Annotated in this window: 18 protein-coding genes and 3 pseudogenes; 19 read left to right on the top strand and 2 right to left on the bottom strand. The window is 73.1% G+C overall.

Going from position 1 to position 24,656, the window contains the following annotated elements:
* Nucleotides 1-346: 346 nt before the first annotated feature.
* Nucleotides 347-727, bottom strand: coding sequence for a GtrA family protein (locus tag K1J50_RS04800; protein ID WP_369413522.1), 381 nt, complete (start codon nucleotides 725-727; stop codon nucleotides 347-349).
* 308 nt (nucleotides 728-1,035) lie between these two features.
* Here K1J50_RS04800 and K1J50_RS04805 point away from each other — a divergent pair, with 308 nt between their 5' ends.
* The 12 genes from K1J50_RS04805 to K1J50_RS04860 all read left to right on the top strand — a co-directional run bounded on the left by K1J50_RS04805 (nucleotide 1,036) and on the right by K1J50_RS04860 (nucleotide 17,241).
* The gene (locus tag K1J50_RS04805; protein WP_220116306.1) at nucleotides 1,036-2,637 is read left to right on the top strand and encodes an ABC transporter substrate-binding protein; all 1,602 of its coding nucleotides are present in this window, start codon (nucleotides 1,036-1,038) and stop codon (nucleotides 2,635-2,637) included.
* A 111-nt stretch (nucleotides 2,638-2,748) separates the two neighbouring features.
* Complete coding sequence (locus K1J50_RS04810; protein WP_220116307.1) at nucleotides 2,749-4,332, top strand: ABC transporter substrate-binding protein; 1,584 nt, start codon at nucleotides 2,749-2,751, stop codon at nucleotides 4,330-4,332.
* Complete coding sequence (locus tag K1J50_RS04815) at nucleotides 4,329-5,942, top strand: ABC transporter substrate-binding protein (RefSeq protein ID WP_255574931.1); 1,614 nt, start codon at nucleotides 4,329-4,331, stop codon at nucleotides 5,940-5,942. The genes K1J50_RS04810 and K1J50_RS04815 overlap by 4 nt, the downstream gene beginning before the upstream one ends.
* 16 nt (nucleotides 5,943-5,958) lie before the next feature.
* Complete coding sequence (locus K1J50_RS04820) at nucleotides 5,959-7,539, top strand: ABC transporter substrate-binding protein (protein WP_220116437.1); 1,581 nt, start codon at nucleotides 5,959-5,961, stop codon at nucleotides 7,537-7,539.
* A gap of 193 nt (nucleotides 7,540-7,732) precedes the next feature.
* Nucleotides 7,733-9,337: an ABC transporter substrate-binding protein gene (locus K1J50_RS04825; protein ID WP_220116308.1), complete on the top strand. Its 1,605-nt coding sequence runs from the start codon at nucleotides 7,733-7,735 to the stop codon at nucleotides 9,335-9,337.
* 24 nt (nucleotides 9,338-9,361) lie between these two features.
* Nucleotides 9,362-10,303, top strand: a complete 942-nt coding sequence (locus tag K1J50_RS04830) for an ABC transporter permease (protein ID WP_220116309.1) — start codon at nucleotides 9,362-9,364, stop codon at nucleotides 10,301-10,303.
* Complete coding sequence (locus tag K1J50_RS04835; RefSeq protein WP_255574933.1) at nucleotides 10,303-11,235, top strand: ABC transporter permease; 933 nt, start codon at nucleotides 10,303-10,305, stop codon at nucleotides 11,233-11,235. The genes K1J50_RS04830 and K1J50_RS04835 overlap by 1 nt, the downstream gene beginning before the upstream one ends.
* Nucleotides 11,235-12,242, top strand: a complete 1,008-nt coding sequence (locus K1J50_RS04840) for an ABC transporter ATP-binding protein (protein ID WP_220116310.1) — start codon at nucleotides 11,235-11,237, stop codon at nucleotides 12,240-12,242. Before K1J50_RS04835 ends, K1J50_RS04840 begins: the two co-directional genes overlap by 1 nt.
* A complete protein-coding gene (locus K1J50_RS04845) occupies nucleotides 12,239-13,288 on the top strand; it encodes an ABC transporter ATP-binding protein (RefSeq protein ID WP_255574934.1) in 1,050 nt (349 codons plus the stop codon). The genes K1J50_RS04840 and K1J50_RS04845 overlap by 4 nt, the downstream gene beginning before the upstream one ends.
* 184 nt (nucleotides 13,289-13,472) lie before the next feature.
* The gene (locus K1J50_RS04850) at nucleotides 13,473-13,976 is read left to right on the top strand and encodes a (2Fe-2S)-binding protein (RefSeq protein ID WP_220116312.1); all 504 of its coding nucleotides are present in this window, start codon (nucleotides 13,473-13,475) and stop codon (nucleotides 13,974-13,976) included.
* Nucleotides 13,977-14,027: 51 nt separating this feature from the next.
* Nucleotides 14,028-16,421 (top strand): xanthine dehydrogenase family protein molybdopterin-binding subunit, encoded by a 2,394-nt coding sequence (locus K1J50_RS04855; RefSeq protein ID WP_220116313.1) that lies wholly within the window; start codon nucleotides 14,028-14,030, stop codon nucleotides 16,419-16,421.
* 25 nt (nucleotides 16,422-16,446) lie between these two features.
* Entirely contained in the window at nucleotides 16,447-17,241 is a 795-nt protein-coding gene (locus K1J50_RS04860; RefSeq protein ID WP_220116314.1) for an FAD binding domain-containing protein, read from the top strand.
* Nucleotides 17,242-17,452: 211 nt separating this feature from the next.
* On the opposite strand, the gene K1J50_RS04865 is transcribed toward K1J50_RS04860, so the two are convergent.
* Nucleotides 17,453-17,947, bottom strand: coding sequence for a hypothetical protein (locus K1J50_RS04865; protein WP_220116315.1), 495 nt, complete (start codon nucleotides 17,945-17,947; stop codon nucleotides 17,453-17,455).
* Nucleotides 17,948-18,585: 638 nt separating this feature from the next.
* Between K1J50_RS04865 and K1J50_RS04870 the strand changes: the two genes are divergently transcribed.
* The 7 genes and pseudogenes from K1J50_RS04870 (at nucleotide 18,586) to K1J50_RS04890 (ending at nucleotide 24,549) form a co-directional block, all read left to right on the top strand.
* Nucleotides 18,586-19,302: an OmpA family protein gene (locus tag K1J50_RS04870; protein ID WP_255574935.1), complete on the top strand. Its 717-nt coding sequence runs from the start codon at nucleotides 18,586-18,588 to the stop codon at nucleotides 19,300-19,302.
* A 37-nt stretch (nucleotides 19,303-19,339) separates the two neighbouring features.
* Nucleotides 19,340-20,446: a hypothetical protein gene (locus tag K1J50_RS04875; protein WP_220116316.1), complete on the top strand. Its 1,107-nt coding sequence runs from the start codon at nucleotides 19,340-19,342 to the stop codon at nucleotides 20,444-20,446.
* Nucleotides 20,447-20,887: 441 nt separating this feature from the next.
* Nucleotides 20,888-21,720: pseudogene (locus K1J50_RS04880) on the top strand (Bug family tripartite tricarboxylate transporter substrate binding protein).
* A 52-nt stretch (nucleotides 21,721-21,772) separates the two neighbouring features.
* A pseudogene (locus K1J50_RS19520) lies at nucleotides 21,773-21,928 on the top strand (hydantoinase/oxoprolinase N-terminal domain-containing protein); the annotation flags it as partial.
* A pseudogene (locus tag K1J50_RS19525) lies at nucleotides 21,906-22,241 on the top strand (hydantoinase/oxoprolinase family protein); the annotation flags it as partial. The pseudogenes K1J50_RS19520 and K1J50_RS19525, both read left to right, overlap by 23 nt.
* Nucleotides 22,242-22,393: 152 nt before the next feature.
* On the top strand, nucleotides 22,394-22,831 hold the full coding sequence (locus K1J50_RS18970) for a hydantoinase/oxoprolinase family protein (protein ID WP_255574936.1): 438 nt from the start codon (nucleotides 22,394-22,396) through the stop codon (nucleotides 22,829-22,831).
* The gene (locus K1J50_RS04890; RefSeq protein ID WP_220116319.1) at nucleotides 22,828-24,549 is read left to right on the top strand and encodes a hydantoinase B/oxoprolinase family protein; all 1,722 of its coding nucleotides are present in this window, start codon (nucleotides 22,828-22,830) and stop codon (nucleotides 24,547-24,549) included. The genes K1J50_RS18970 and K1J50_RS04890 overlap by 4 nt, the downstream gene beginning before the upstream one ends.
* Nucleotides 24,550-24,656 lie beyond the last annotated feature (107 nt).

Genomic DNA, 24,656 nt, shown 5'->3' on the forward strand with positions numbered 1-24,656 from the left:
CACCGCCGTCTCGTCCGCGACTTCGAGCAGCGCACCGATGTCGCCGAAACCCTCATCGTCATCGCCGCCACCGCCACCATGCTCCGCCGCATCACCTAGCAGCCAGCACTTCTCAAACACGCTCTAAGGCCGCGAGCGCAGCCTTGCGGGAAGGGCTCTCGACGCCCCGGCCGAGCGATCGGAGGGCGGGTCGGCGGCCGGCGCGCCCGCGGCCGGAGAGCACTATCGGCGTCGCGCCCCGGCGCCATTCCGCAGAGGGAAGCCGGAGGCGAGGCGCCACCCCGCGAAGCCGGCGAGGCGGGGCCGTGATCGCCGACGCGCCCCGGCACGCGCGGGTGGTTGTCCCTCAGGAGCCGCGCCCGGGGCGCGGCGAGAAGACGAAGCGCCGCGACAGTGAGAAGTTCCAGGCCATTCCCGCGACCGCCCCGGCGGCGACGCCGATCACTGGGTGCTGCGCGCAGAAGGGCGAGAGGCTCACAAGGGCGGCATAGGTGCCGTAGTTGCTCGCGAAGCCGAACAGATTGACGACGAGAAAGGCGATCCACTGCCGCGCCGGGTGGGCGCTCCCTCGTCGGTGCCGGAAGGTCCAGTGGCGATTGAGGGCCCAGGTCGTCGTCGCCGCGGCGAGGTAGGAGAGGGCGCGGCCCGCATAGAGCCCGGCCCCTGCGAGGCCGATCGCGGCGTAGAGCACTGCGGTGTCCACCAGGAAGCCGATCGTGCCCACCACGCCGAAACGGAGGAATTCCCGGACGAGGGGTGCTTGGTCGGGGCCGAACAGGGCGGCGGCGCGGCGCGGGACGCGAATCGGGACAGTCTCCGTGGGGGGCGGGGCGGATGCGGCAGGGCGCGGCTGTCCGCATAGCGTGGCGCGGCGGCGAAGCAAGTCCGAACCCCGCGCGCGGAGGCGGGCGCGGCCTGGCGGGGCGGGGCCGCTTGCGGCGGGCAGGCGAGCGGCCGCGCCCCGAGGCGCTTGCGTCCCGCATCGCCGCTGTGTTTGCTGCCGCCGACACCGATCCGTCACTGGGGGACGCACCGATGCAACGACGCCAACTCCTTGCCGGCGCTGCCGCCGCGGCCGCCGCCGGCCTGCCGCGCCCCTCCCTCGGGCAGGGGACCACGGGGGCCGCGCGGACGCTGAAGTTCATCCCGCAGGCCGACCTCGCCGTGCTCGACCCGATCCTGACCACGGCTTACGTGACGCGCCACCACGGCTACATGATCTGGGACACCCTCTACGGCTTCGACGGCGACTACAAGGCGCAGCCGCAGATGGTGGAGGGGCACGTCGTCGAGGACGGCGGCCGGCGCGTGACCATGCGGCTGCGCGAGGGGCTGAAGTTCCACGACGGCGAACCGGTGCGGGCGCGCGACTGCGTCGCCTCGATCCGGCGCTGGGCGGCGCGGGACGCGCTCGGCCAGGTGCTGATGGCGCAGACGGACGAGCTTGCCGCGGCGGACGACCGCACCATCGTCTTCCGCCTCAAGCGGCCCTTCCCGATGCTGTTCGAGGCGCTCGGCAAGCCCTCGACCCCGGTCTGCTTCATCATGCCGGAGCGGCTGGCGAGCCAGGACCCGAACCAGCCGCTGCGCGGCGAGCTGGTCGGCAGCGGCCCGTTCCGGTTCAAGGCCGACGAGCGCGTGCCCGGCGCGCGCGTGGTCTACACGAGGTTCGAGGGCTACGTGCCGCGCCCCGAGGGGACGCCGAGCTGGACCGCGGGGCCGAAGCGCGTGCACTTCGACCGCGTCGAGTGGCACGTCACGCCCGATCCCGCGACGGCGGCGGCGGCGCTGCAGAACGGCGAGATGGACTGGTGGGAGCAGCCGACCGGCGACCTGCAGCCGGTACTGCGGCGCAACCGCAACATCGTCCTCGAGATTCCCGACCCCACGGGGCTGATGGCGATCTGCCGCTTCAACCACCTGCACCCGCCCTTCGACAAGGCGGCGGTGCGCCGCGCCCTGCTCGGCGCGGTGAACCAGGCGGACTACATGACCGCGGTGATCGGCACCGACCGCAGCCTCTGGCGCGAGGGGGTCGGCTTCTTCCCGCCCGACACGCCGCTCGCCAACGACGAGGGCATGGAGGCGCTGACCAGCCCGCGCGACTACGAGAAGGTCAAGCGCGACCTCGCCGCCGCCGGCTACCGCGGCGAGAAGGTGGTGCTGATCGCCGCCACCGACTTCCCCTCGCTCAACGCCCTGGCGCAGGTCGGCCACGACATGTTCCGCAAGGCGGGGATGAACGTGGAGTTCGTCGCCACCGACTGGGGCACGGTGGTGCAGCGGCGCGCCAGCAAGGAGCCGCCGGAGCGCGGCGGCTGGAGCGTGTTCTTCACCTTCTGGGCCGGGGTGGACATGTTCAACCCCGGCGTCCACCAGTCGCTGCGCGGCCACGGCCAGCAGGCCTGGTTCGGCTGGCCGACCATCCCGCGCATCGAGGAGCTGCGCGCGCAGTGGTTCGAGGCCCCCGACCTGGAGGCGCAGAAGCGCATCGCGCGCGAGATCCAGAAGGTGGCGTTCGAGGAGGTGCCCTACCTGCCGCTCGGCCAGTACTTCCAGGCCACCGCCTACCGGCGGGGGCTGACCGGGGTGCTGAAGGGGCTGCCGCTGTTCTGGAACGTGCAGCGGAGCGACTGAGGCCGGCGCGCCCCCCCCGCGCCCGCCGCGGCGCCCCGGCAATTTTGTCAAGGCGGCGGCGGGCGGGCGATGGTCCCATCCTGCCCAGGGAGACGACCGAGGGAGACGGAGATGTTCCGCCGCGACCTGCTGATCGGCGCCGCCGCCGCCACCGCCGGCCTGCCGCGCCCGTCCATCGCCCAGCCCGCCCGCGGCCGCGTGCTGAAGTTCGTGCCGCAGGCCAACCTCACCAGCCTCGATCCGATCTGGACCACGGCCTACATCACGCGCAACCACGGCCTGATGGTCTGGGACACGCTCTACGGCGTGGACCGGCAGTTCCGGCCGCAGCCGCAGATGGCCGAGGGCCACGTGTTCGAGGACGAGGGCCGGATCTGCACCATCACGCTGCGCCCGGGCCTGAAGTTCCACGACGGCGAGCCGGTGCGCGCCGCGGACTGCGTGGCGAGCCTGAACCGCTGGATGCGGCGCAGCCCGATGGGGCAGAAGCTCGCCACCGTCGTGGACGAGCTGGCCGCGCCCGACGACCGGCGCCTGCGCTTCCGCCTCAAGCGCCCCTTCCCGCTGCTGCTCAGCGCGCTCGGCAGCGTCAACGCGCCGATCCCCTTCATCATGCCGGAGCGGCTCGCGCGCACCGACCCGTTCCAGCAGATCCGCGAGGCGGTCGGCAGCGGCCCCTACCGCTTCAAGGCGGACGAGTTCAACTCGGGCAGCCTGGTCGTCTACGAGCGCAACCCGGACTACAGCCCGACCCCGGTCGGGCAGAGGTCGCTGCTCGCCGGGCCGAAGGTCGCCCATTTCGACCGGGTCGAGTGGCACATCATCGTGGACGCGGCGACGGCGGCGAGCGCGCTGCAGACCGGCGAGATCGACTGGTACGAGCAGCCGACGCCGGAGATCCAGCAGCTCCTGCGGCGCAACCGCGCGATCCGGGTGGAGCCGATCGACCCGCTGCCCAACGGCGCGATCCTGCGCTTCAACCACCTCCATCCGCCCTTCAACGACAAGCGGATGCGCCAGGCGCTGCTGCCGGCGATCAGCCAGGAGGACCACCTGGTCGCGATCGTCGGCACCGAGCCGGGGATGTACCGGATGGGCGGGGTGTTCACGCCGGGCACGCCGCTCGCGAGCGAGGTCGGACTCGAGCCGCTGAAGGGGCCGCGCAGCACCGAGCGGGCCAAGGCGCTGCTGCGCGAGGCCGGCTACACCAACCAGCTCATCCGCCTGATCGGCCCGACCGACATCCTGGCGCCGGCGGCGCTGACCCAGGTCGGCGTGGACCTGTTCCGCCGGCTGGGCGTGAACCTCGACGCGGTGATCACCGACTGGGGCACGGTGGTGCAGCGGCGCGCGAGCCGCGAGCCGCTCGAGCGGGGCGGCTGGTCGGTCTTCTACACGGCGTTCGGCGCGTACGACTTCCTCGACCCTTCCGGGCACTTCCCGCTGCGCGGCAACGGCGCCGGCGCCTGGTTCGGCTGGCCGACCATCCCGAAGCTCGAGGAGCTGCGCGACGCCTGGTTCGAGGCCCCCGACCTCGAGGCGCAGAAGCGCATCGCCGAGGAGATCCAGCGTGTGGCGATGGACGAGCTGCCCTACGTGCCGCTCGGCGCCTACATGTCCATGACCGCGCTTCGGAGCGACCTCGCGGACCGGGTGGAGGGGCCGGCGATGTTCTGGGGGATCCGGCGGACATGAGAGGGAATGCGACGATGCGGCGGCGCGGCATCCTGGCGGGCGGGGCGGCGGCGGCCGCGGCGGCGGCGGGAGGGCTGCCGCGGTTCGCGGTGGCGCAGGGCGCGGCGGCGCGCACCCTCCGGGTGATCCCCCAGGCCAACCTCACCAGCCTCGACCCGGTCTGGACCACGGCGGTGGTCACGCGCAACCACGCCTTCCTGGTCTACGACCAGATCTGCGCCCAGAACTCCCGGGGCGAGATCCGCCCGCAGATGGCCGAGGGCTGGACGACGGAGCAGGACGGCCTCGCCTGGACCTTCACCCTGCGCGAGGGCCTCGCCTTCCACGACGGCGAGAAGGTGCTGGCGAGGGACGCCGTCGCCTCGATCCTGCGCTGGGCGCGGCGCGATCCCTTCATGCAGGTGCTGTGGCCGAACGTCGCGGCGGTGGAGGCGCTGGACGACCGGCGCTTCCGCTTCCGCCTGCACAAGCCGACGCCGCTCCTGCTCATGGCGCTCGGCCAGACGCAGTTCCCCTGCTTCGTGATGCCGGAGCGGATCGCGCAGACCGATCCCTTCCAGCAGATCCGCGAGGCGGTCGGCAGCGGCCCGTTCCGCTTCCTGCGCGACGAGTGGAACCCGGGCCAGCGTGCCGTCTGGGCGCGGAACGAGCGCTACGTGCCGCGCCAGGAGCCGGTGGACGGCCTCGCCGGCGGCCGGGTGCCGAGGATCGAGCGGATCGAGTGGACCGTCATCACCGACCCCTCGACCAGCGCCGGCGCGATGGTCACGGGCGAGCAGGACTACTGGGAATACCCGCTGCACGACCTGCTGCCGCAGCTCCGCCGCGCCCGCGAGGTGGTGGTGCAGCAGCGCCTGCTCGACGGCACCTACGGCATCTGCCGCTTCAACTGCCTGCATCCCCCCTTCAACAACCCGGCGATCCGCCGCGCCGTGGCGATGGCGGTGGACCAGCGCGACTACCTGCGCGCCGTCGCCGGCGAGGAGCCGGACGGCTGGGGCGTGTGCGAGGGCGTCTTCACCTGCGGCACGCCGCTCGCCAACGAGGCAGGGAGCGAGATCCTCAAGGTGCGCAGCGTCGAGCGCGCCCGCGCCGCGCTGCGCGAGGCCGGCTACAACAACGAGCGCGTGGTGCTGGTCGCGCCGGGCGACTACCCGCAGATCAACGCCCTCTCGCTGGTCACCGCCGACCTGCTGCGCCGGATGGGCATGAACCTCGAGCTGGTCTCGGCCGACTGGGGCACGCTGGTGCAGCGGCGCGCCAGCAAGGAGCCGGTCGAGCGCGGCGGCTGGAGCGTGTTCCACACCACCAGCTCGGGCCAGACCCTCGCGGTTCCCGCCACCCACCTGTTCCTGCGCGCCAACGGCGCCCAGGCCTGGTTCGGCTGGCCGGAGGACGCCGAGATCGAGCGCCTGCGCGCCGAGTGGGTGGAGAAGGGGGGCGATCCGGCCGAGGGCCGACGCATCGCCGAGGCGCTGAACCGCCGCGCGATGGAGGTGATGTCCTACATCCCGCTCGGCTTCTACTGGCAGCCGAGCGCCTGGCGGCGCAACGTCACCGGCGTGTTCCGCGCCCCGGCGACGGTGTTCTGGAACATCGGCAAGAGCTGAGGAGGCCGCGATGCGCCTGACCCGCCGCCGCGCCCTCGCCGCCGGCGCCGCCGCGCTGGCGGTGCCGCGCCTCGCCCCGGCGCAGGCGCAGGCGCGCACCCTGCGCTTCGTGCCGCAGGCCAACCTCGCCAACATCGACCCCGTCTGGAGCACCGCCGTCGTGGTGCGCAACCACGGGCTGATGATCTACGACACGCTGTTCGGCGTCGGCGCCGACCTGCGCCCGCGGCCGCAGATGGCGGCGGGGCACGAGGTCTCGGCGGACGGGCGGCGCTGGACGATCGCGCTGCGGCCGGGCCTGAAGTTCCACGACGGCGAGCGGGTGCGCGCGCGCGACTGCATCGCCTCGATCGCCCGCTGGGCGAAGCGCGACGTGCTCGGCCAGCGGCTGGACGCGCTGCTCGAGGAGATGCGCGCGCTCGACGACGACCGGTTCGAGATCCGGCTCAAGCGCCCCTGGCCCGGCCTCGCCTTCGCGCTCGGCAAGCCCTCGGCCAACATCTGCGCCGTCATGCCGGAGCGCGTGGCCCGCACCGATCCGTTCCAGCAGATCCAGGACTACACCGGCAGCGGCCCGTTCCGCTTCCGCCAGGACCTGTTCCGCCCCGGCGACGTCGTGGTCTACGAGCGCTTCGCCGACTACGTGCCGCGCGAGGAGCCGCCCGACCTCCTCGCCGGCGGCAAGCGGGTGCACTTCGACCGGGTGGAGTGGCGGGTGATGCCCGACCCCTCCACCGCCGCCGCGGCGCTGCAGAACAACGAGGTGGACTGGTGGGAGACGCCGCTCGCCGACCTGCTGCCGCTCCTGCGCCGGCACCGCGACATCGTGGTGGAGCGGATCAACGAGTTCGGCAATCTCGGCGTGCTGCGCTTCAACTTCCTGCACCCGCCCTTCGACAACCCGGCGGTGCGGCGGGCGCTGCTGCCGGCGATCGACCAGCGCGCCTTCATGCAGGCGGCGATGGGCACCGACGCGGCGCTGTGGCGCGTGCCGGCCGGGGTGTTCACGCCGGGCACGCCGCTCGCCAACGACGCCGGGATCGAGGTGCTGACCCGGCCCCGCGACCTCGAGGCGGCGCGGCGGATGCTGCGCGAGGCCGGCTACCGGGGCGAGCGGGTGGTGATGCTCTCGGCGACCGACCTCCCCGTGCTGCAGAGCCTGGCCGAGGTGGCGGCCGACCTGATGCGCCGGGTCGGGTTCAACGTGGACCTGCAGGCGATGGACTGGGGCACGCACATCCAGCGCCGCACCAACCGCGGCCCGGTGGAGCAGGGCGGCTGGAGCGCCTTCTGCACCACCTGGGAGGGGCTCGACGTCTCGGTGCCCGGCAGCCACCAGCCGATCCGCGGCCACGGCGCCGCGGCCTGGGCCGGCTGGCCGACCATTCCCCGCCTCGAGGAGCTGCGCGAGGCGTGGTTCGAGGCCGCCGACCCCGAGCAGGAGCGGCGCATCGCCGAGGAGATCCAGCGCCTGGTCTGGCAGGAGGTGCCGTTCATCCCGCTCGGCCAGGTGCTGCCGGTGCAGGCCTACCGGCGCAGCCTGACCGGGGTGCTGAAGGGCAGCTCCTCGATGTTCTGGGGGGTGCGGCGGACGTGAGAGGGCCGGCGGGCGGGGCGCCTGGCACGCGGCCTGCATGGCGGAACGCGATGCTGCGGTGCGGCAGGCCGGGTGCGCGCGGGATTGCGCGTCGGAACCCTGGCGCAATGCCCAAGTCTGGGGCAGGGTGACGCATCGCGAGGCGAAATCCGGGCGGCACGCCGCCCGCGGGAGAGAGAAGGGACACGGGACCATGGACCGCAGGAGCTTCCTCAAGGCGACGGCCGCCGGCGCGGCCGTGCTCGGCGGGGCGCGCGGACTGGCCGCGCCGGCGCTGGCGCAGGGCGCGGCGGCGCGCACGCTGCGCTTCGTGCCGCAGGCCAACCTCGCCAATTTCGACCCGATCTGGGGCACGCAGTACGTGGTGCGCAACGCCTCCGCCCTGGTCTGGGACACGCTCTACGGGCTCGACGACAAGCTCGAGCCGCGCCGGCAGATGGTCGAGAGCGAGGAGCAGAGCGACGGCGGCAAGACCTGGACCTTCCGCCTCCGCCCCGGCCTGAAGTTCCACGACGGCGAGCCGGTGCTGGCGCGGGACGTGGTGGCGAGCCTCTCGCGCTGGATGGTGCGCGACGGCATGGGCCAGATGATCCGCGCCATCCAGGACGAGCTGGTGGCGGTGGACGACCGCACCTTCCGCTGGCGCCTGAAGCAGCCCTACCCGAAGATGCTGCTCGCGCTCGGCAAGACCAACACGCCGATGGCCTTCATCATGCCGGAGCGGATCGCCAGGACCGACCCGTTCCAGCAGATCACCGAGTATGTCGGCTCCGGCCCGATGCGCTTCGTGCGCAACGAATGGGTGCCGGGCGCCAAGGCGGTGTTCGCGAGGTTCGACCAGTACGTGCCGCGCGACGAGCCGCCCTCCTGGCTCGCCGGCGGCAAGCGGATGCTGGTGGACCGGATCGAGTGGATCGTCATGCCCGATCCCGCCACCGCCTCGGCCGCGCTGCAGAACGGCGAGGTGGACTGGTGGGAGACGCCGCTCACCGACCTGGTGCCGAGCCTGCGGCGCAACCGCAACCTGGTGGTGGACATCGCCGACCCGCTCGGCAACATCGGCTCGTTCCGCTTCAACCACCTGCATCCGCCCTTCAACGACGTGCGCGCGCGCCGCGCCGTCGCCATGGCGCTGAGCCAGGAGGACTACATGCGCGCCGTGGCGGGCGACGACACCAGTCTCTGGAAGGCCTCGGCCAGCTTCTTCACCCCCGGCACGCCACTCTACACCGAGGCGGGGGGCGAGATCCTGAAGGGGCGGCGCGACATCGAGGGAGCGAAGCGGCTGCTGCGCGAGGCCGGCTACAACGGCCAGCCGATCACCGTGCTGGTGGCGCAGGACCAGGCGCCGCTCAAGGCGATGGGCGAGGTGACGGACGCGCTGCTCAAGTCGCTCGGCATGACGGTGGACTTCGTGGCGACCGACTGGGGTACGGTCGGGCAGCGGCGCGCCTCCAAGGCGCCTCCCGGCCAGGGGGGGTGGCATATCTTCCACACCTGGCACGCGGGGGCGGACTGCACCAACCCGGCGACGCAGATCCAGATCCGCGCCAACGGCGACGGCGCCTGGTTCGGCTGGCCGAAGGACGACGCGGTGGAGGCGGCGCGCGACCGCTGGTTCGAGGCGACCACGCTCGAGCAGGAGAAGGCCGCGGTCGAGCAGATGAACCGCGAGCTGTTCCGCCACGTCACCTACATCCCGACCGGCTTCTACCTGGGCTTCCAGGCGTGGCGGCGGAACGTCTCGGGGGTGGTGAAGGGGCCGATCCCCTTCTTCTGGGGCGTTGCCAAGGGCTGACGGGGCTGGTGTAACCGCATCGCCATGTACGCCTACGTCGCCCGCAGGATCCTCGCGACCATCCCGGTGATGGCGGTGGTCGCGCTGTTCGTCTTCTCGCTGCTCTATATCGCCCCGGGCGATCCGGCGGCGGTGATCGCCGGCGACCAGGCCACGCCCGAGGACGTGGAGCGGATCCGCCAGAGCCTCGGCCTCGACCGGCCCTACCTGGTGCGGTTCGGGGCTTGGCTGTGGGACATCCTGCGGGGCGATCTCGGCGTCTCGATCTTCACCAACCTGCCGGTCAGCACGATGATCGCGCAGCGGATCGAGCCGACGCTGTCGCTGATGGTGGTGACGCTGCTCTTCGCGGTCTCGGTCGCGGTGCCGATGGGCGTGGTGGCGGCGTGGAAGCAGGGGACGCTGATCGACCGCATGGTGATGGCCTTCGCGGTGCTCGGCTTCTCCGTTCCCGTCTTCGTGGTGGGCTACCTGCTCGCCTACGTCTTCGCGCTCGAGCTCGACTGGCTGCCGGTGCAGGGCTACACCTCGTTCCGCGAGGGCTTCGGCCCCTGGCTCGAGAACCTGGTGCTGCCGGCGATCGCGCTGGGGAGCGTCTACATCGCCCTGATCGCGCGCATCACCCGCGCCACCATGCTCGAGGTGCTGCAGCAGGACTACATCCGCACCGCGCGCGCCAAGGGGGTCGGCCAGCGCGGCATCCTGTTCCTGCACGCGCTGAAGAACGCCGCGGTGCCGATCGTCACCGTGATCGGCATCGGCATCGCGCTGCTGATCGGCGGCGCGGTGGTGACGGAGAGCGTGTTCGCCATCCCCGGGCTCGGGCGGCTGACGGTGGACGCGATTCTGCGGCGCGACTACCCGGTGATCCAGGGCGTCGTGCTGCTGTTCAGCTTCGTCTATGTGCTGGTCAACCTGGCGATAGACCTGATCTACACCCTGCTCGATCCGAGGATCCGGTACTGATGGCCTCCGCGACCGTCGCGAGCCCCGCCGCGCCGCCGCCGCCGCACGAGGTGGCGGCGGCGCCGCCGATGCCCGACATCATGCCGCCGGTGAAGGCGCGGCGCGGGGTGCTCGGCTTCCTCTGGCGCTACCCGACGATCGCGATCGGGGGCGCGCTCCTGCTGCTCATGGTGTTCGTCGCCGTCTTCGCCGACTTCCTCTGGACCGTGGACCCGACGGCGCTCGCCCCGGCGCGGCGGACGCGGGAGCCCTCGGCGCAGTACTGGTTCGGCACCGACATGCTGGGGCGCGACGTCTATTCCCGCGTGATCTACGGGGCGCGCGTCTCGCTTATCGTCGGCTTCGCGGTGGCGCTCCTCTCCTCGGCGGTCGGGCTTCTCATCGGCCTCGTCTCGGGCTTCGTGCGCTGGGCCGACGGGATCATTATGCGGGTCATGGACGGGATGATGTCCATTCCGCCGATCCTGCTCGCGATCGCACTGATGGCCCTGACGCGGGGGTCGGTGCGCAACGTCATCATCTCCATCACCATCGCCGAGATCCCGCGCGTCTCGCGTCTCGTGCGCGGCGTGGTGCTGAGCCTGCGCGAGCAGCCCTACGTCGAGGCCGCGATCGCCGCCGGTACGCGGACGCCGGTGATCATCTGGCGGCACATCCTGCCCAACACGATCGCGCCGATCACCGTGCAGGCGACCTACATCTGCGCCTCGGCGATGATCATCGAGGCGATCCTCTCCTTCATCGGCGCCGGCACGCCGCCGATCATCCCCTCCTGGGGCAACATCATGGCGGAGGGGCGGGCGCTCTGGCAGGTGAAGCCCTACATCGTCTTCTTCCCGGCCGTGTTCCTCTCGGTCACGGTGCTGGCGGTCAACCTCCTCGGCGACGGGCTGCGCGACGCGCTCGACCCGCGCATGGCGAAGCGCATCTGATGGCCCTGCTCGAAATCGAGAACCTGCAGACCCACTTCCGCACCCCGGACGGGATCGTTCGCGCGGTGGACGGCGTCTCCTTCCAGGTCGAGGCCGGCGAGACGCTCGCGGTCGTCGGCGAATCCGGCTGCGGCAAGTCGGTCACGGCGATGAGCGTGCTGCGGCTGATCCCGGAGCCGCCGGGCAAGATCGCGGGCTCCATCCGCTTCAACGGGCGGGAGCTGCTCGGCCTCTCGGAGCGCGAGATGCGCGACATCCGCGGCAACGAGATCAGCATGATCTTCCAGGAGCCGATGACCTCGCTCAACCCTGTGCTCACGGTGGGCTGGCAGATCGGCGAGACGCTCCGGCTGCACCAGGGCCTCGACAAGCGCGCCGCCGAGGCGCGGGCGATCGAGATGCTGCAGCTCGTCGGCATCCCGGAGCCGGCGCGCCGGGTGCGCGAGTATCCGCACCAGCTCTCGGGCGGCATGCGCCAGCGGGTGATGATCGCGATCGCGCTCGCCTGCAACCCGAAGCTGCTGATCGCGGACGAGCCGACCACCGCGCTCGACGTCACCATCCAGGCGCAGATCCTCGACCTGATGCGCGACCTCAAGCGCCGCGTCGGGGCGGCGATCGTGCTGATCACCCACGATCTCGGCGTGGTCGCGGAGGTGGCGGAGCGCGTGGTGGTGATGTACGCCGGGCGGAAGGTGGAGGAGGCCCCGGTGGGGCCGCTGTTCCGCAATCCCCGCCATCCCTACACGCAGGGGCTGCTCGGCTCGGTGCCGAAGCTCGGCTCCTCCCTCACCGGGACCGCGACCCGGCTCTCGGAGATCCCCGGCCTGGTGCCGAGCCTAAAGCAGCGCATCGAGGGCTGCGTGTTCGCCTCGCGCTGCGCCCATGCGACCGACCTCTGCCGCAAGGTGGCGCCGGCGCTGGAGGCGAAGGCGCCGGGCCACCTTGCCGCCTGCCACTACGCGCCGCGCGAGAGCCGCGGCGCCGCCGCGATGGTTGCCGCATGAACGCGCCCGTGTCCGACGCGAATCGCCCGCTGCTCGAGGTCAGCGGCCTCAAGAAGCACTTCCCGCTCCGCGGCGGGTTCCTCGGCGGCGTCACCGGCTACGTCTATGCGGTGGACGGCGTCTCCTTCCACATCAACAGGGGGGAGACGCTCTCCCTGGTGGGCGAGTCCGGCTGCGGCAAGTCCACCGTCGGCAAAGCGATCCTCAAGCTGTTCGACATCACCGATGGCCAGGTGGTGCTCGACGGCCGGCGCATCGACAACCTTCCGGCCGGCGCGCTGCGCCCGATGCGCCGGCGCGTGCAGGTGGTGTTCCAGGACCCCTTCTCCTCGCTCAATCCGCGCATGCGGGTGCGCGACATCCTGGCCGAGCCGATCCGCAATTTCGGCCTGGCGCGGTCGCGCGCCGAGCTCGAGGAGCGGATCGCCGCGCTGATGGACAAGGTGCGCCTGCCGCGCGACGCGGTGAACCGCTGGCCGCACGAATTCTCCGGCGGCCAGCGCCAGCGCATCGGCATCGCCCGCGCGCTCGCCGCCGAGCCGGAGCTGATCATCTGCGACGAGGCGGTGAGCGCGCTCGACGTCTCGGTCAAGGCGCAGATCATCAACCTGCTGCAGGACCTGCAGCAGGAGCTCGGCCTCGCCCTGCTCTTCATCAGCCACGACCTCGCGATCGTCGAGCACATGACGCATCGCGTGGCCGTGATGTATCTCGGCAAGATCGTGGAGGTGGCGCCGAAGCGCCAGCTCTTCGCTGCGCCCAGGCACCCCTACACCGAGGCGCTGCTCTCCGCCGTGCCGGTGCCGATGCCCGGGGCGCAGCGGGAGCGGATCATCCTCAAGGGCGACGTGCCGAGCCCGATCAATCCCCCCAAGGGGTGCCGATTCCACACCCGCTGCCCCTACGCCTTCGACCGCTGCCGGGCGGAGGAGCCGCCGCTGCGCCAGACCGAGGCGGGGCACTGGGCGGCCTGCCACCTGCACGACCTGCCGGCGGAGCAGAACCCGCTCGCCGGCGCCAAGGGCGCGGCGGTCCTCGCCGTCTGACACGTCGCCGGCGGCCCCGGCGCCCGGCCCCGGGCGCGCTCCCGCCGCCCGGTGCGCCGGAGACCCGCCGGGAACGCCGTCAAGCGCTTGACGACACGCCACGCGCAGGGCGAGGCTGCGCCCACCACGCGCGGCGCCCACCCCGGGCGCCCGACCGACGCATCTGGCGGGGGAGACGAGCGACATGCCGCAGGTCACGCTTACGGTGAACGGCAAGAAGCACACGGTGGAGGTCGAGCCGCGCACGCTGCTCGTCGAGCTCTTGCGTGAGACGTTGCGCCTCACCGGCACCCATGTCGGCTGCGACACGAGCCAGTGCGGCGCCTGCGTCGTGCACGTCAACGGCGACAGCGTGAAGTCCTGCACCACGCTCGCGGTGATGTGCGACGGCGCCGAGGTGACGACGATCGAGGGGCTGGCCAGGCCGGACGGCACGCTGCACCCGATGCAGGAGGCGTTCCGCGAGTACCATGCGCTGCAGTGCGGCTTCTGCACCCCGGGCATGGTGATGAGCGCCATCGACCTGGTGCAGAAGAACCCCCAGGGCCTCTCCGAGGAGGAGATCCGCCACGGCCTCGAGGGCAATCTCTGCCGCTGCACCGGCTACCACAACATCGTCAAGGCGATCGCCGCCGCGCAGGAGGTGATGCACGGCCGGCGCAAGGAACTGGCGCGCGCGGCGGAGTAGGGCGCCCCGGGGCGTCCGCCATCCGCGCGACAGCGCATCGGGGAGGAAGACATGAACGTCGTCACGCCGTTCGAGGGCATCGGCGCCAGCGTGCGCCGCAAGGAGGACCTCCGCTTCCTGTCCGGCCGCGGGCAGTACACCGACGACCTGAACCGGCCCGGCCAGGCCTACGCCTGGATCCTGCGCAGCCCGCATCCTCACGCCCGCATCCGCGGCATCGACACCGGGGCGGCGGCGGCGATGCCGGGCGTGCTCGCCGTGTTCACCGGCAAGGACATGGCCGAGGCCGGCGTCGGCGGCCTGCCCTGCGGCTGGCAGGTCCACAACAAGGACGGCTCGCCGATGGCCGAGCCGCCGCACCCGGTGCTCGCGCTGGACAAGGTGCGCCATGTCGGCGATCCGGTCGCCGTGGTGGTGGCCGAGACGCGGGCGCAGGCGCGCGACGCCGCCGAGGCGATCGCCGTGGACTACGAGGTGCTGCCGGCGGCGGTGAACATGGCGCAGGCCCTCGCCCCCGGCGCGCCGCAACTGCACGAGGGGGCGCCCGGCAACCTCTGCTACGACTGGCACATCGGCGACAAGGCGGTGGTGGACGCGGCCTTCGCCAGGGCGCACAAGGTGGCGCGGCTGGAGCTGGTCAACAACCGCCTCATCCCCAACGCGATGGAGCCGCGCGCCGCGATCGGCGAGTACGACCGCGGCACCGGGGACTACACGCTCTGGACCACCAGCCAGAACCCGCACGTGATCCGCCTGCTGATGGGCGCCTACGTGCTGCACATCCCGGAGAGCCGGCTGCGCGTCATCGCGCCCGACGTCGGCGGCGGCTTCGGCTCCAAGATCTACCACTACGCCGAGGAGGCGATCGTCACCTGGGCCGCGGGGCGCCTGGAGCGGCCGGTGAAGTGGACCGCCGACCGCTCGGAATCCTTCGTCTCCGACGCCCACGGCCGCGACCACGTCACGACGGCCGAACTCGCGCTCGACCAGGACGGGAAGATCCTCGGCCTGCGCGTCTCCACGCTCGCCAACATGGGCGCCTACCTCTCCACCTTCGCGCCCTGCATCCCGACTTACCTCTACGCCACGCTGCTCGCCGGCGTGTACACCACCCCGGCGATCTACTGCGAGGTGAAGGCCGTCTTCACCAACACCGTCCCGGTGGACGCCTACCGCGGCGCCGGGCGGCCGGAGGCGACTTTCCTGCTCGAGCGGCTGATGGACGTGGCGGCGATGGAGACCGGCATCGACCGGATCGAGCTGCGCCGGCGCAACTTCATCGGGTCGGAGCAGTTCCCCTACCAGACGCCGGTGGCGCTGCAGTACGACAGCGGCAACTACCACGCCACGCTCGACCAGGCGCTCAAGGCGGCCGACTGGGCCGGATTCGAGGCACGGCGGGCGGAGGCGAGGCGGCGCGGCAAGCTGCGCGGCATCGGCGTCTCCACCTACATCGAAGCCTGCGGCATCGCGCCCTCGGCGGTGGTGGGCAGCCTCGGCGCGCGCGCGGGCCTCTACGAGGTCGGCACGATCCGCGTGCATCCGACGGGCAGCGTCACCGTGCTGACCGGCGCGCACAGCCACGGGCAGGGGCACGAGACCACCTTCGCCCAGCTTGTCGCCGACAAGCTCGGCGTGCCGATCGCCCAGGTCGAGGTGGTGCACGGCGACACCGGCAAGGTGCCCTTCGGCATGGGCACCTACGGCTCGCGCTCGCTTGCCGTCGGCGGCAGCGCGATGGTGAAGGCGATGGACAAGATCATCGCCAAGGGCAAGCGCATCGCCGCCCACCTGCTCGAGGCCTCGGTCGAGGACATCGAGTTCGAGCGCGGCGAGTTCCGCGTCGCCGGCACCGACAAGAAGAAGACGCTCGCCGAGATCAGCCTCGCCGCCTACGTGCCGCACAACTACCCGATCGAGGAGCTGGAGCCGGGCCTGGAGGAGACCGCCTTCTACGACCCGAAGAACTTCACCTTCCCTGCCGGCTGCCACGTCGCCGAGGTGGAGATCGACCCGGAGACCGGCCGGACGCAGGTGGTGAACTTCACCGCCGTTGACGACGTCGGGCGCGTGATCAACCCGATGATCGTCGAGGGCCAGGTGCAGGGCGGCGTCGCCCAGGGCATCGGCCAGGCGCTGCTCGAAGCCTGCGTCTACGACGAGAACGGGCAGCTCCTCAGCGGCTCGATGATGGACTACACCATGCCGCGGGCCGACGATCTCCCGCCCGTCGGCGTCGCCACTCACACCACGCTCTGCACCCACAACCCGCTCGGCGTGAAGGGCTGCGGCGAGGTGGGGGCGATCGGCGCGCCGCCCGCGGTGATCAACGCCGTGGTGGACGCGCTGAAGGAGTACGGCGTGCGGCATGTCGAGATGCCGGCCACGCCCGAGAGGATCTGGCGGATCATCAACGCCAACCGGCCCCGCATGGCGGCCGAGTAGCAACCAGGGGACGGAGAGCACGACCATGTACGAGTTCGCCTACCACAAGCCGTCCAGCGTCGCGGACGCGGTGAAGCTTCTCTCCGCCGACCCCGAGGCGCGGCCGATCGCCGGCGGCCACACCCTGCTGCCGGCGCTCAAGCACCGGCTCGCCCGCCCCACCGCGCTGGTGGACCTCAGCGGCATCGCCGAGCTGCGCGGCATCCGGCGCGAGGGCGACAAGGTGGTGATCGGGGCCCTGGCGCGCCACGCGGAGGTCGCGAACAGCGACGCGGTGAAGGGCGCGATCCCGGCGCTGGCGCGGCTCGCCGGCACCATCGGCGACGTCCAGGTGCGCAACCGCGGCACGCTGGGCGGGAGCGTCGCCAACAACGACCCGGCGGCCGACTACCCGGCGGCAGTGCTCGGCCTCGGCGCCACCGTCGTCACCGACCGGCGCCGCATCGCCGCCGACGACTTCTTCACCGGCATGTTCAGCACCGCGCTCGAGCCGGGCGAGCTGCTGGTCGCGATCGAGTTCCCGATCCCGGAGAAGGCCGGCTACGCCAAGATGAAGAACCCGGCGAGCCGCTACGTGATGACCGGCGCCTTCGTCTCCCGGGGGCCGCAGGGCGTGCGCGTCGCGATCAACGGCGCCGGCCCCTGCGTGTTCCGCCAGAGGGAGATGGAGGCCGCGCTCGCCGCCAACTGGTCGCCCGACGCGGTGGCGAACATCCGGCAGTCGCCCGACGGGCTGAACAGCGACATCCACGGCAGCGCCGAGTATCGCGCGCATCTGGTCACGGTGATGGCCAAGCGCGCGGTGGCGGACGCCGGGTAGGGCGGATCGCGGACGGCGGGAGACAGCCGGGAGCGGGGATCCGCTCGACAGACGACGCGCCGGAGCCGTTGCTGCGCGCACCGCCGAGCGGAAACGGCTCCGGGACGCGTCGCCGCCCCGCCGGTTCCGCCGGAGCCGGCGGGGGCTCGGCCGGCCGCCTCCCGCGGCGCACCGCCGCTCGGGACGCCGGCGGTGCCCTGGGGGCGCCGGGTCAGCGCGTTTGCGCGGTCTGCGGCGGGTTCTGCGGCGATGCCTGCGCCTGGGTCTCGTCCCCCTCCAGGCTGACGCCGTTGCCGAGGGCATTGGCCCATTCCCGGGCGGCGCGCCGCAGGTCGTTGTCGCAGGTGGGGCGGAAGGCGGCGATGAGGCGCGTCGCCGCCTCGTGCCAGGCGGCGTACCAGACGGCGATCTTCACCAGGTCCTGGGGAGAGCGCCCCGCGATGATGCGATGATAGCCCATGAGCAGGGCGAAATGCGTGTCCCAGCCCATGCCGCAGTGCTGCAGCAAGCCGTTGAGGACGGCGAAGCGCCGTACGCGCAGGGCCTCGACGCGTCCGATCGAGGCGTCCAGGGGCGTGCGGAGGATCTGGCGCGCATCCGCCGCGCTCGGCCGGGGCAGGGGCTGCGCCGGCGCCTCCGCCGGCCCGAGCCAGAGCGATGCCGGCAGGGCCAGCGCGCGCGCGAGGAACAGGGCGGTGCGGCGCATGGCCCTGACGGATATGCGCGTGGCATGACGCAGCCGCAATTGGCGGGGCCCGTGAATTCCGGCCGGGCCAGGCTGACAGCCTTGAGAGGAGCGCACTCAGGCCTCCGATGCCGCGGACGCCGCCTCGGCCTGAAGCGAGGCGGCCGGCATATGTCGCAGGGTGGCAGCGCTTGGCCGTGTCCGCGAGGATCCGCCGAGCGTCATTTCAATATTTCACCAAAAAATCGAACATGTCACCAGGGTATGGGACCTGGTGGAGCAGGGGGCCGCCTTCCGTCGGCGGGCGGAGCACGGCCCGGCGCGGAGGCCGCTCCCAGGTGCCGCCTTGCCCCCGCTCCGTCCTTCCGGGTTCTGCCCGACAGGCACGCGAGATGCGGGCGATCGGCGCGAAGCCGGCGGGAAGCGCCGGGAAAGGCGAGCCATGACGGGGCCGGGACCGGGATCGGCCCGAGCGGCCCGGAGGCGATCGCGCCGCCCGGATCTTCCCGGCGCCGCCGTCTCCCCGGCGGCCGCGGCGCCCGGCCGGGCCGCCCGGGCGTCGGTCCTCCGCGCGGCCTCCGCGGGGCCCAACGTTCCGGTCGCGTCCCCGCTGCACGTCTGTGATACCCTGGGGGCATTCCCTTCCTGGGAGTCCGACCATGCCTCGCTTCTTCCCCGCCCCCTTCGGGACGCGCACGGCCCTCGGCGCGATGGCGGCCGGCATCGTTCTGCCGCTGTTCGCCGCCGCTCCCGCCCTGGCCCAGTCCGATCCCGCAGCCCTGCAGCTCATCGAGCGCCTGCGCCCGTCCGGCGGCGAGGCGCCGCTCACCCGGGGGATCCGTGTGCCGGGGGGCACCGGCGCTGCCCCGCAGGGAAGCGCGCCGGCCGTGGCGCCTTCTGCGGGAGGCGCCGCCGCGGAGCCGGTCCCGGGCGGCAAGACCGGCGGCAGCGCCGGGCCGGCGGTCGCCGCACCCGCCCGCCCGCCCCAGGCCGCGGCACAGCCCGATACCACCGCGCCGCCGGGCGTGCCGGCCGTTTCCATCACGGTCACCTTCGCCACCGGCTCGGCGGCTCTGACTCCGTCTGCGGAAGCGGCGCTCGCCCCGCTCGGCCGCGCCCTCAGCTCGCCCGAGCTCGCGCCCTACCGCTTCCGCATCGAGGGGCACACCGACACGGTGGGCGACGCGGCCATGAACCAGGCGCTATCGGAGCGGCGCGCCGCCGCGGTGCGCGACTATCTGATCCGGCGCTTCAACGTGGACCCGGCGCGGCTGGAGGCGGTTGGTCTCGGGGAAACCCAGCCTCTCGTCCCGACCGGCGACGGCGTGCCGGAGGTCCGGAACCGGCGCGTCCAGGTCCTGAACATCGGCGGCTGACCAGTCGGCCCGCCGGGGCTTGGGACCGACCGCGCGGATGACCGGAGGAGCGGAGGATCCCGACGCGACGGTGCGGCTGCACCGCCCGGCCGTGCCGCGGCGAGGCAGCGGCCAGGGAATGGCGCCCCCGCCGTCCCCGCCAGCCGGCACCGGCGCTTCCGCCGCCGCTGCGGGCGAAGGGCGCCCCGGCGCGCGCAAGGCGGCGCGGCGCGTCGCCGTGCGGCTGGCGGCCGCTGCGGTGATGGCCGGCCTGGCGATCGCGGCCGGCGCCCTGTGGCTCGGTCAGCGCGGGCCGCCGCCCGGCGCGGGCGTCGCGCCGGGCGGGGTGTCACCTGCCGCAGGCGTCCCCGCTCCGCCTCCGGCTGCGCTTCCGGGGCGTGCGCCGCCCCAGGCCGACGCCGGGCCGCCGCTGCTCGGCGAGGCGGAGATCCTCGCGCATCGCGCGGCCGTGCCGACCTTGCTGCGCCTGGCGGTCAATCCCCGCGTCTTCGTCCTGGACTTCCCCGATCTCGCCAGCCAGGGCGCCGCGCTGAACCGTGTCGCCGCGCTGGTCGAGAAGGCCGGGCTGCCGCGCGACCGGCTGCTGACGGACAGCGAGCTCGCCGCCGCCATCGCGCGCAGCCGCGACACGCCGGAAACCTGGTACTACGGTCATGACTATCGCGGCCGCGACCTGGAGCGTTTCTTCGCCCTGGCCGACCGCGACGGGATCGCGCTCAATCCGCTGGAGTCGTGGGTGCGCGCCCAGTTCGAGCACGCCCGTCGTCTGGTGCCCGAGGGCGAGGAGGTCGCGCTGATCTCGATCGCCGCGCCCGGGCCGCGGATGACGGAGGCGCTGCGCGCGGCGATCCTGCGCCATGAGATCGGCCACGGCCATTTCTTCACGCTGCCGGCCTACGCCGCGCACGTCCGCCGCGTCTGGCGCGAGGGCTTCACGGAGGCCGAACGCGCCGCCTTCCGCCGTTTCCTCGGCGCCGAGGGCTACGATACGGAGGACGAGGACCTGATGATGAACGAGGCGCAGGCCTACCTGATCCACACGCCGGATCCGCAGATCTTCAATGCCGGCCTTCTGGGTCTGCCGGAGGCACAGGTGGCGCGCATGCGGGCGCTGATGCGCGCCGGGGCGCCGGCGCCGTTCTAGCGCCGCCGCTCGCGGCCGGCCGGGAGTGCGCAGCGGCTCGGCCGGCAGGGAGCGGGAGCCGCCGCGGCGAGGACGGCCGAGCGGAAACGGCTCCGGCGTCGGCGACGCATCACGCGCATCACGGGAGCGGAACCCGGGCGGGCCGCGCGTGCCGCCGTGCGAGCGGGAAGGAACTGGTCCGGGCCGGCTGCGGCGCGAGGCCGGCGGCGCGACCCGGTGCGGCCGGTTGACGCCGGCGCCGTCACGGACCGAGGACGCGCGGGCCGGTCGCTCAGCGAGGGAGGATCCCGCCATGCCGTTTCCGGCCGGACGGCGGAGGCTCGTTCAGGCCGCCGTGGCCGTCGCCGCGGCGGGGCAGCGAGCGCGCCGCGGCGGGCATCGGCCCAGCCCTACCCCCCGCGCCGGATCCGCCTGATCGTGCCTTGCGCTCCGGGCGGCGGCGTGGACGCGACGGCGCGGATCATCGCGCCCCTTCTCGGCGCTGCGCCGGGCCAGCCGGCGGCGGTCGAGAACCGTGCCGGCGCCGGCGGCACGATCGGCGTGGAGGCCGTCGCGAAGGCGCCGCCGGACGGCCACACGATCGGCATGGTGAGCCCGGGCAACATGACTTCCGGCCCGGCGGTGCGGCCCGCGTCCTACGATCCGCTCTCCTGGGCTTCGTCACGCGCGTCGTGCAGAGCCCGCTGCTGTTCGTGTGCCGGAAGGACCTGCCGGCGGGCGATCTGGCCGGGTTCGCCGCCCTGGCGAAGGCGCGGTCCGGCCAGATCCGGTTCGCGTCCGGCGGCGTCGGCACCGGGCAGCATCTTGCGGGCGAATTGCTGAGCCTCCGTCTCGGGGCGCGCATGGTGCACATCCCCTATCGCGGCACCGGCCCGGCCATGACCGACCTCATCGCGGGCAATGTGGACGTGTATTTCGGCGACACCTCGGTTTGGCAGGCGACGCAGCAGGGCCAGGCGCGGCTGCTCGCCGTCAGTACCGCGTCGCGCTGGCGGCAGTCGCCCGACATCCCCGCGATCCGGGAGGCGGTGCCGGGCTTCGACATCGCCAACTGGTATGGTGTGGCCGCGCCGCCGGGCACGCCGAATGCGATCCGCGGACGGCTGCGCGACGAGATCGCGGCGGCGCTGGCGCAGGAGGAGGTGGCGGAGACGCTGCGGCGCATCGGGTTCGAGCCTGCGCCCCTGCCGCCCGCGGAATTCGCCGCCTTCGTTCGCGCCGAGCTGACCACCTGGGCCGCGGTGGTCCAGGCCGCGGGCATCCGGGCCGACTGAGCCGGCCGCCGCGCGCCGTGCGCAGGACAATCCCGCTCCCTTCCCGGATCTCATGACCCCCTCCGCGCGCCTGGCCATCGACATCGGCGGCACCTTCACGGACCTGGTGCTCGAGCACGCCGGCCGGCTGCTCTCCGCCAAGGTCCTGACCACGCATGAGGCGCCGGAGCGCGCGGTGATGCAGGGTGCCGCGGCGATCCTCGGAGAGGCCGGTCGGCGGGCGGATCCGCCTGGAGCCCGACCGGGCGCGGCGCGCGGTGGAGGAGCATGCGGCGCGGCGCCTCGGCATGACGGCGGAGGAGGCCGCGCTCGGCATCGCCGAGATCGTGACGGAGACCATGGCGAGCGCGGCGCGCGTCCACGCCGTCGAGAACGGCAAGGAGACCGCCGACCGCACGCTGATCGCCTTCGGCGGCGCGGCGCCGCTGCACGCGGCGCGGCTGGCGCAGAAGCTCGGCAGCCGGCGCATCGTCGTCCCGGCGGGGGCGGGGGTGGGTTCGGCGCACGGCTTCCTCGGCGCGCCGATCGCCTACGATGTGGTGCGCACGCGGCTCGTCGCGCTGGCCGATTTCGACGCGGCGACGGTGAACGCGCTGTTCGACGAGATGCGGGCGGAGGCGGTGGTGCGCCTCGGCGCGCCGGACGCGCCGCTCCGGGAGCAGCGCGGCGCTTCATGCGCTACCGCGGCCAGGGGCACGAGATGGCGGTGCCGCTCCCCCGGGACCGCTTCGGCGCGGACGGCGCGGCGCGGCTGCGCGCGGCGTTCGAGGCCACCTATGAGGCGCTCTACGGGCGAATCATCCCGCGGCTGGAGATCGAGGCTCTCACCTGGACGCTCTCGCTCTCCGAGGACCGGCCGCTGCCGGGCCGGCTGCCGGAGGTGGCGCCCGCGCCGGCGCCGGACCCGCTCGGCCGGCGCCGGCTCGCCGACCCCGCGACGGGGGCCGAGATCGAGGCCGCGATCCATGCGCGCGCCGCGCTGCGGCCGGGGATGCGCATCGCAGGGCCGGCGGTGATTGCCGAGCCGGAGACCTCGACCCTGGTACCGGGAGGCTTCGTCGCGACGATCAACGCCGCGGGCGACATCCTGATCGAGAGGATGGAGGCATGAGCAGGCCGCGGCTCGGCGAGATCGCGATCCAGGTGCTGTGGAACCGTCTGCTCTCCGTGTTGGAGGAACAGGCGCAGACGCCGGTCCGCACCGCCTTCAGCACGGCCGCGCGCGAGGCCGGCGACATCTCGGCCGGGGTGTTCGACACCGAGGGGCGGATGCTGGCGCAGGCGGTCACCGGCACGCCCGGCCACGTCAATTCCATGGCGCGCTCGGTGGCGCACTTCCTGGCCGAGTTTCCCCTCGCCACGCTCCGGCCTGGCGACGTGCTGATCACCAACGACCCGTGGAAGGGCACCGGCCACCTCTTCGACCTGACGGTGGTGACGCCGACCTTCCGCGGCGGGCGCGCGGTGGCGCTGTTCGCCTGCACGACGCACGTGGTGGACATCGGCGGCATCGGCCAGACGCCGGAGGGGCGGCAGGTCTTCCACGAGGGCCTCTCCATTCCCCTCATGCACCTCTCGCGCGAGGGCCGGATGAACGAGGACCTGCTGCGCATCGTGCGGGCGAACGTGCGCGAGCCGGTGCAGGTAGTGGGCGACATCTACGCGCTTGCGGCCTGCAACGACCGCGGCGGCGCCCGCCTGCTGGCGATGATGGAGGAGTACGGCCTCGAGGATCTCGACGGCCTCGGCACGGAGATCGTCGGGCGCAGCCGCCGCGCCATGGCGGAGGCGATCGGCCGGCTGCCGAAGGGGGGCTGGAGCGCCTCCATGACCATAGACGGGATGGAGGCGCCGGTGGAGCTCGCGGCGACGCTCACCATCGGCGAGGACAGCATCCACGTGGACTACGCCGGCACCTCCGGCGTCTCCCCCTACGCCATCGACTGCCCGCTCTGCTACACGGAGGCCTGCACCGCCTTCGGCGTCGAATGCGTCGTGGCGCCCTTCGTGCCGAACAACGGCGGCACGCTGGACGCGATCACGGTGACGGCGCCGCCGGGCAGCATCGTCAACGCGCCGCATCCGGCGGCGGTATTCTCGCGCCCGATCATCGGCCACATGCTGCCGGACGTGGTCTATGGCTGCCTGCACCAGGCGTTGCCGGAGACGGTGCCGGCCGAGGGCACCTCGAACCTGTGGAACCTCGGCCTCGCCGCCGGCCATGGCCTGACCGGCGCCGGCGGCGCCGCGTGGACGCCCTTCAACGTCACCACCTTCCACTCGGGCGGGGCGGGGGCGCGGCCGCGGCAGGACGGGCTCTCGGCGACGCCGTTCCCGAGCGGCGTGCGCAACGTGCCGGTGGAGGTGACGGAGGCGATCATGCCGTTCGTCGTCTGGCGGAAATCGCTGCGGCCGGGCTCGGGCGGGCCGGGGCGGCAGCGCGGCGGCCTCGGCCAGATCATGGAGATCGGCAGCCGCGAGGACGCGCCCTTCGGCATCTTCGCCCGCTTCGAGCGCGTGCGGTTTCCGACGCGCGGGCGCGAGGGCGGCCTGCCGGGAAAGCCCGGACGCCTCGGCCTGCGCTCCGGCGCGGTGCTGCGCAGCAAGGGCTTCCAGGTGGTGCCGAAAGGCGACCGCCTGGTGGTGGAGATGCCGGGCGGCGGCGGCTTCGGCGATCCCTTCGCCCGCGATCCCGCGCTGGTGGCGCGCGACGTACGCTACGGCTATCTCGGGTCGGAGGAGGCGCGCAGCGACTACGGCGTCGCGCTCGCCGCCGACGGCAGCGTGGACCAGGCGGAGACGGCGCGTCTGCGCGCGCGCCGGGGCTGATCCCGCGCGCGATCAGGGGCGGCACGCGGCGCCCCCGGTTACCGCCCGAGCCGCTCGCGCGACCGGACGCCGGCGGATCCTCTCGCCGCGGGGTGCGCCTCTGTGCC

Source organism: Caldovatus aquaticus (assembly GCF_019458025.1).
Classification (GTDB): Bacteria; Pseudomonadota; Alphaproteobacteria; order Acetobacterales; family Acetobacteraceae; genus Caldovatus; species Caldovatus aquaticus.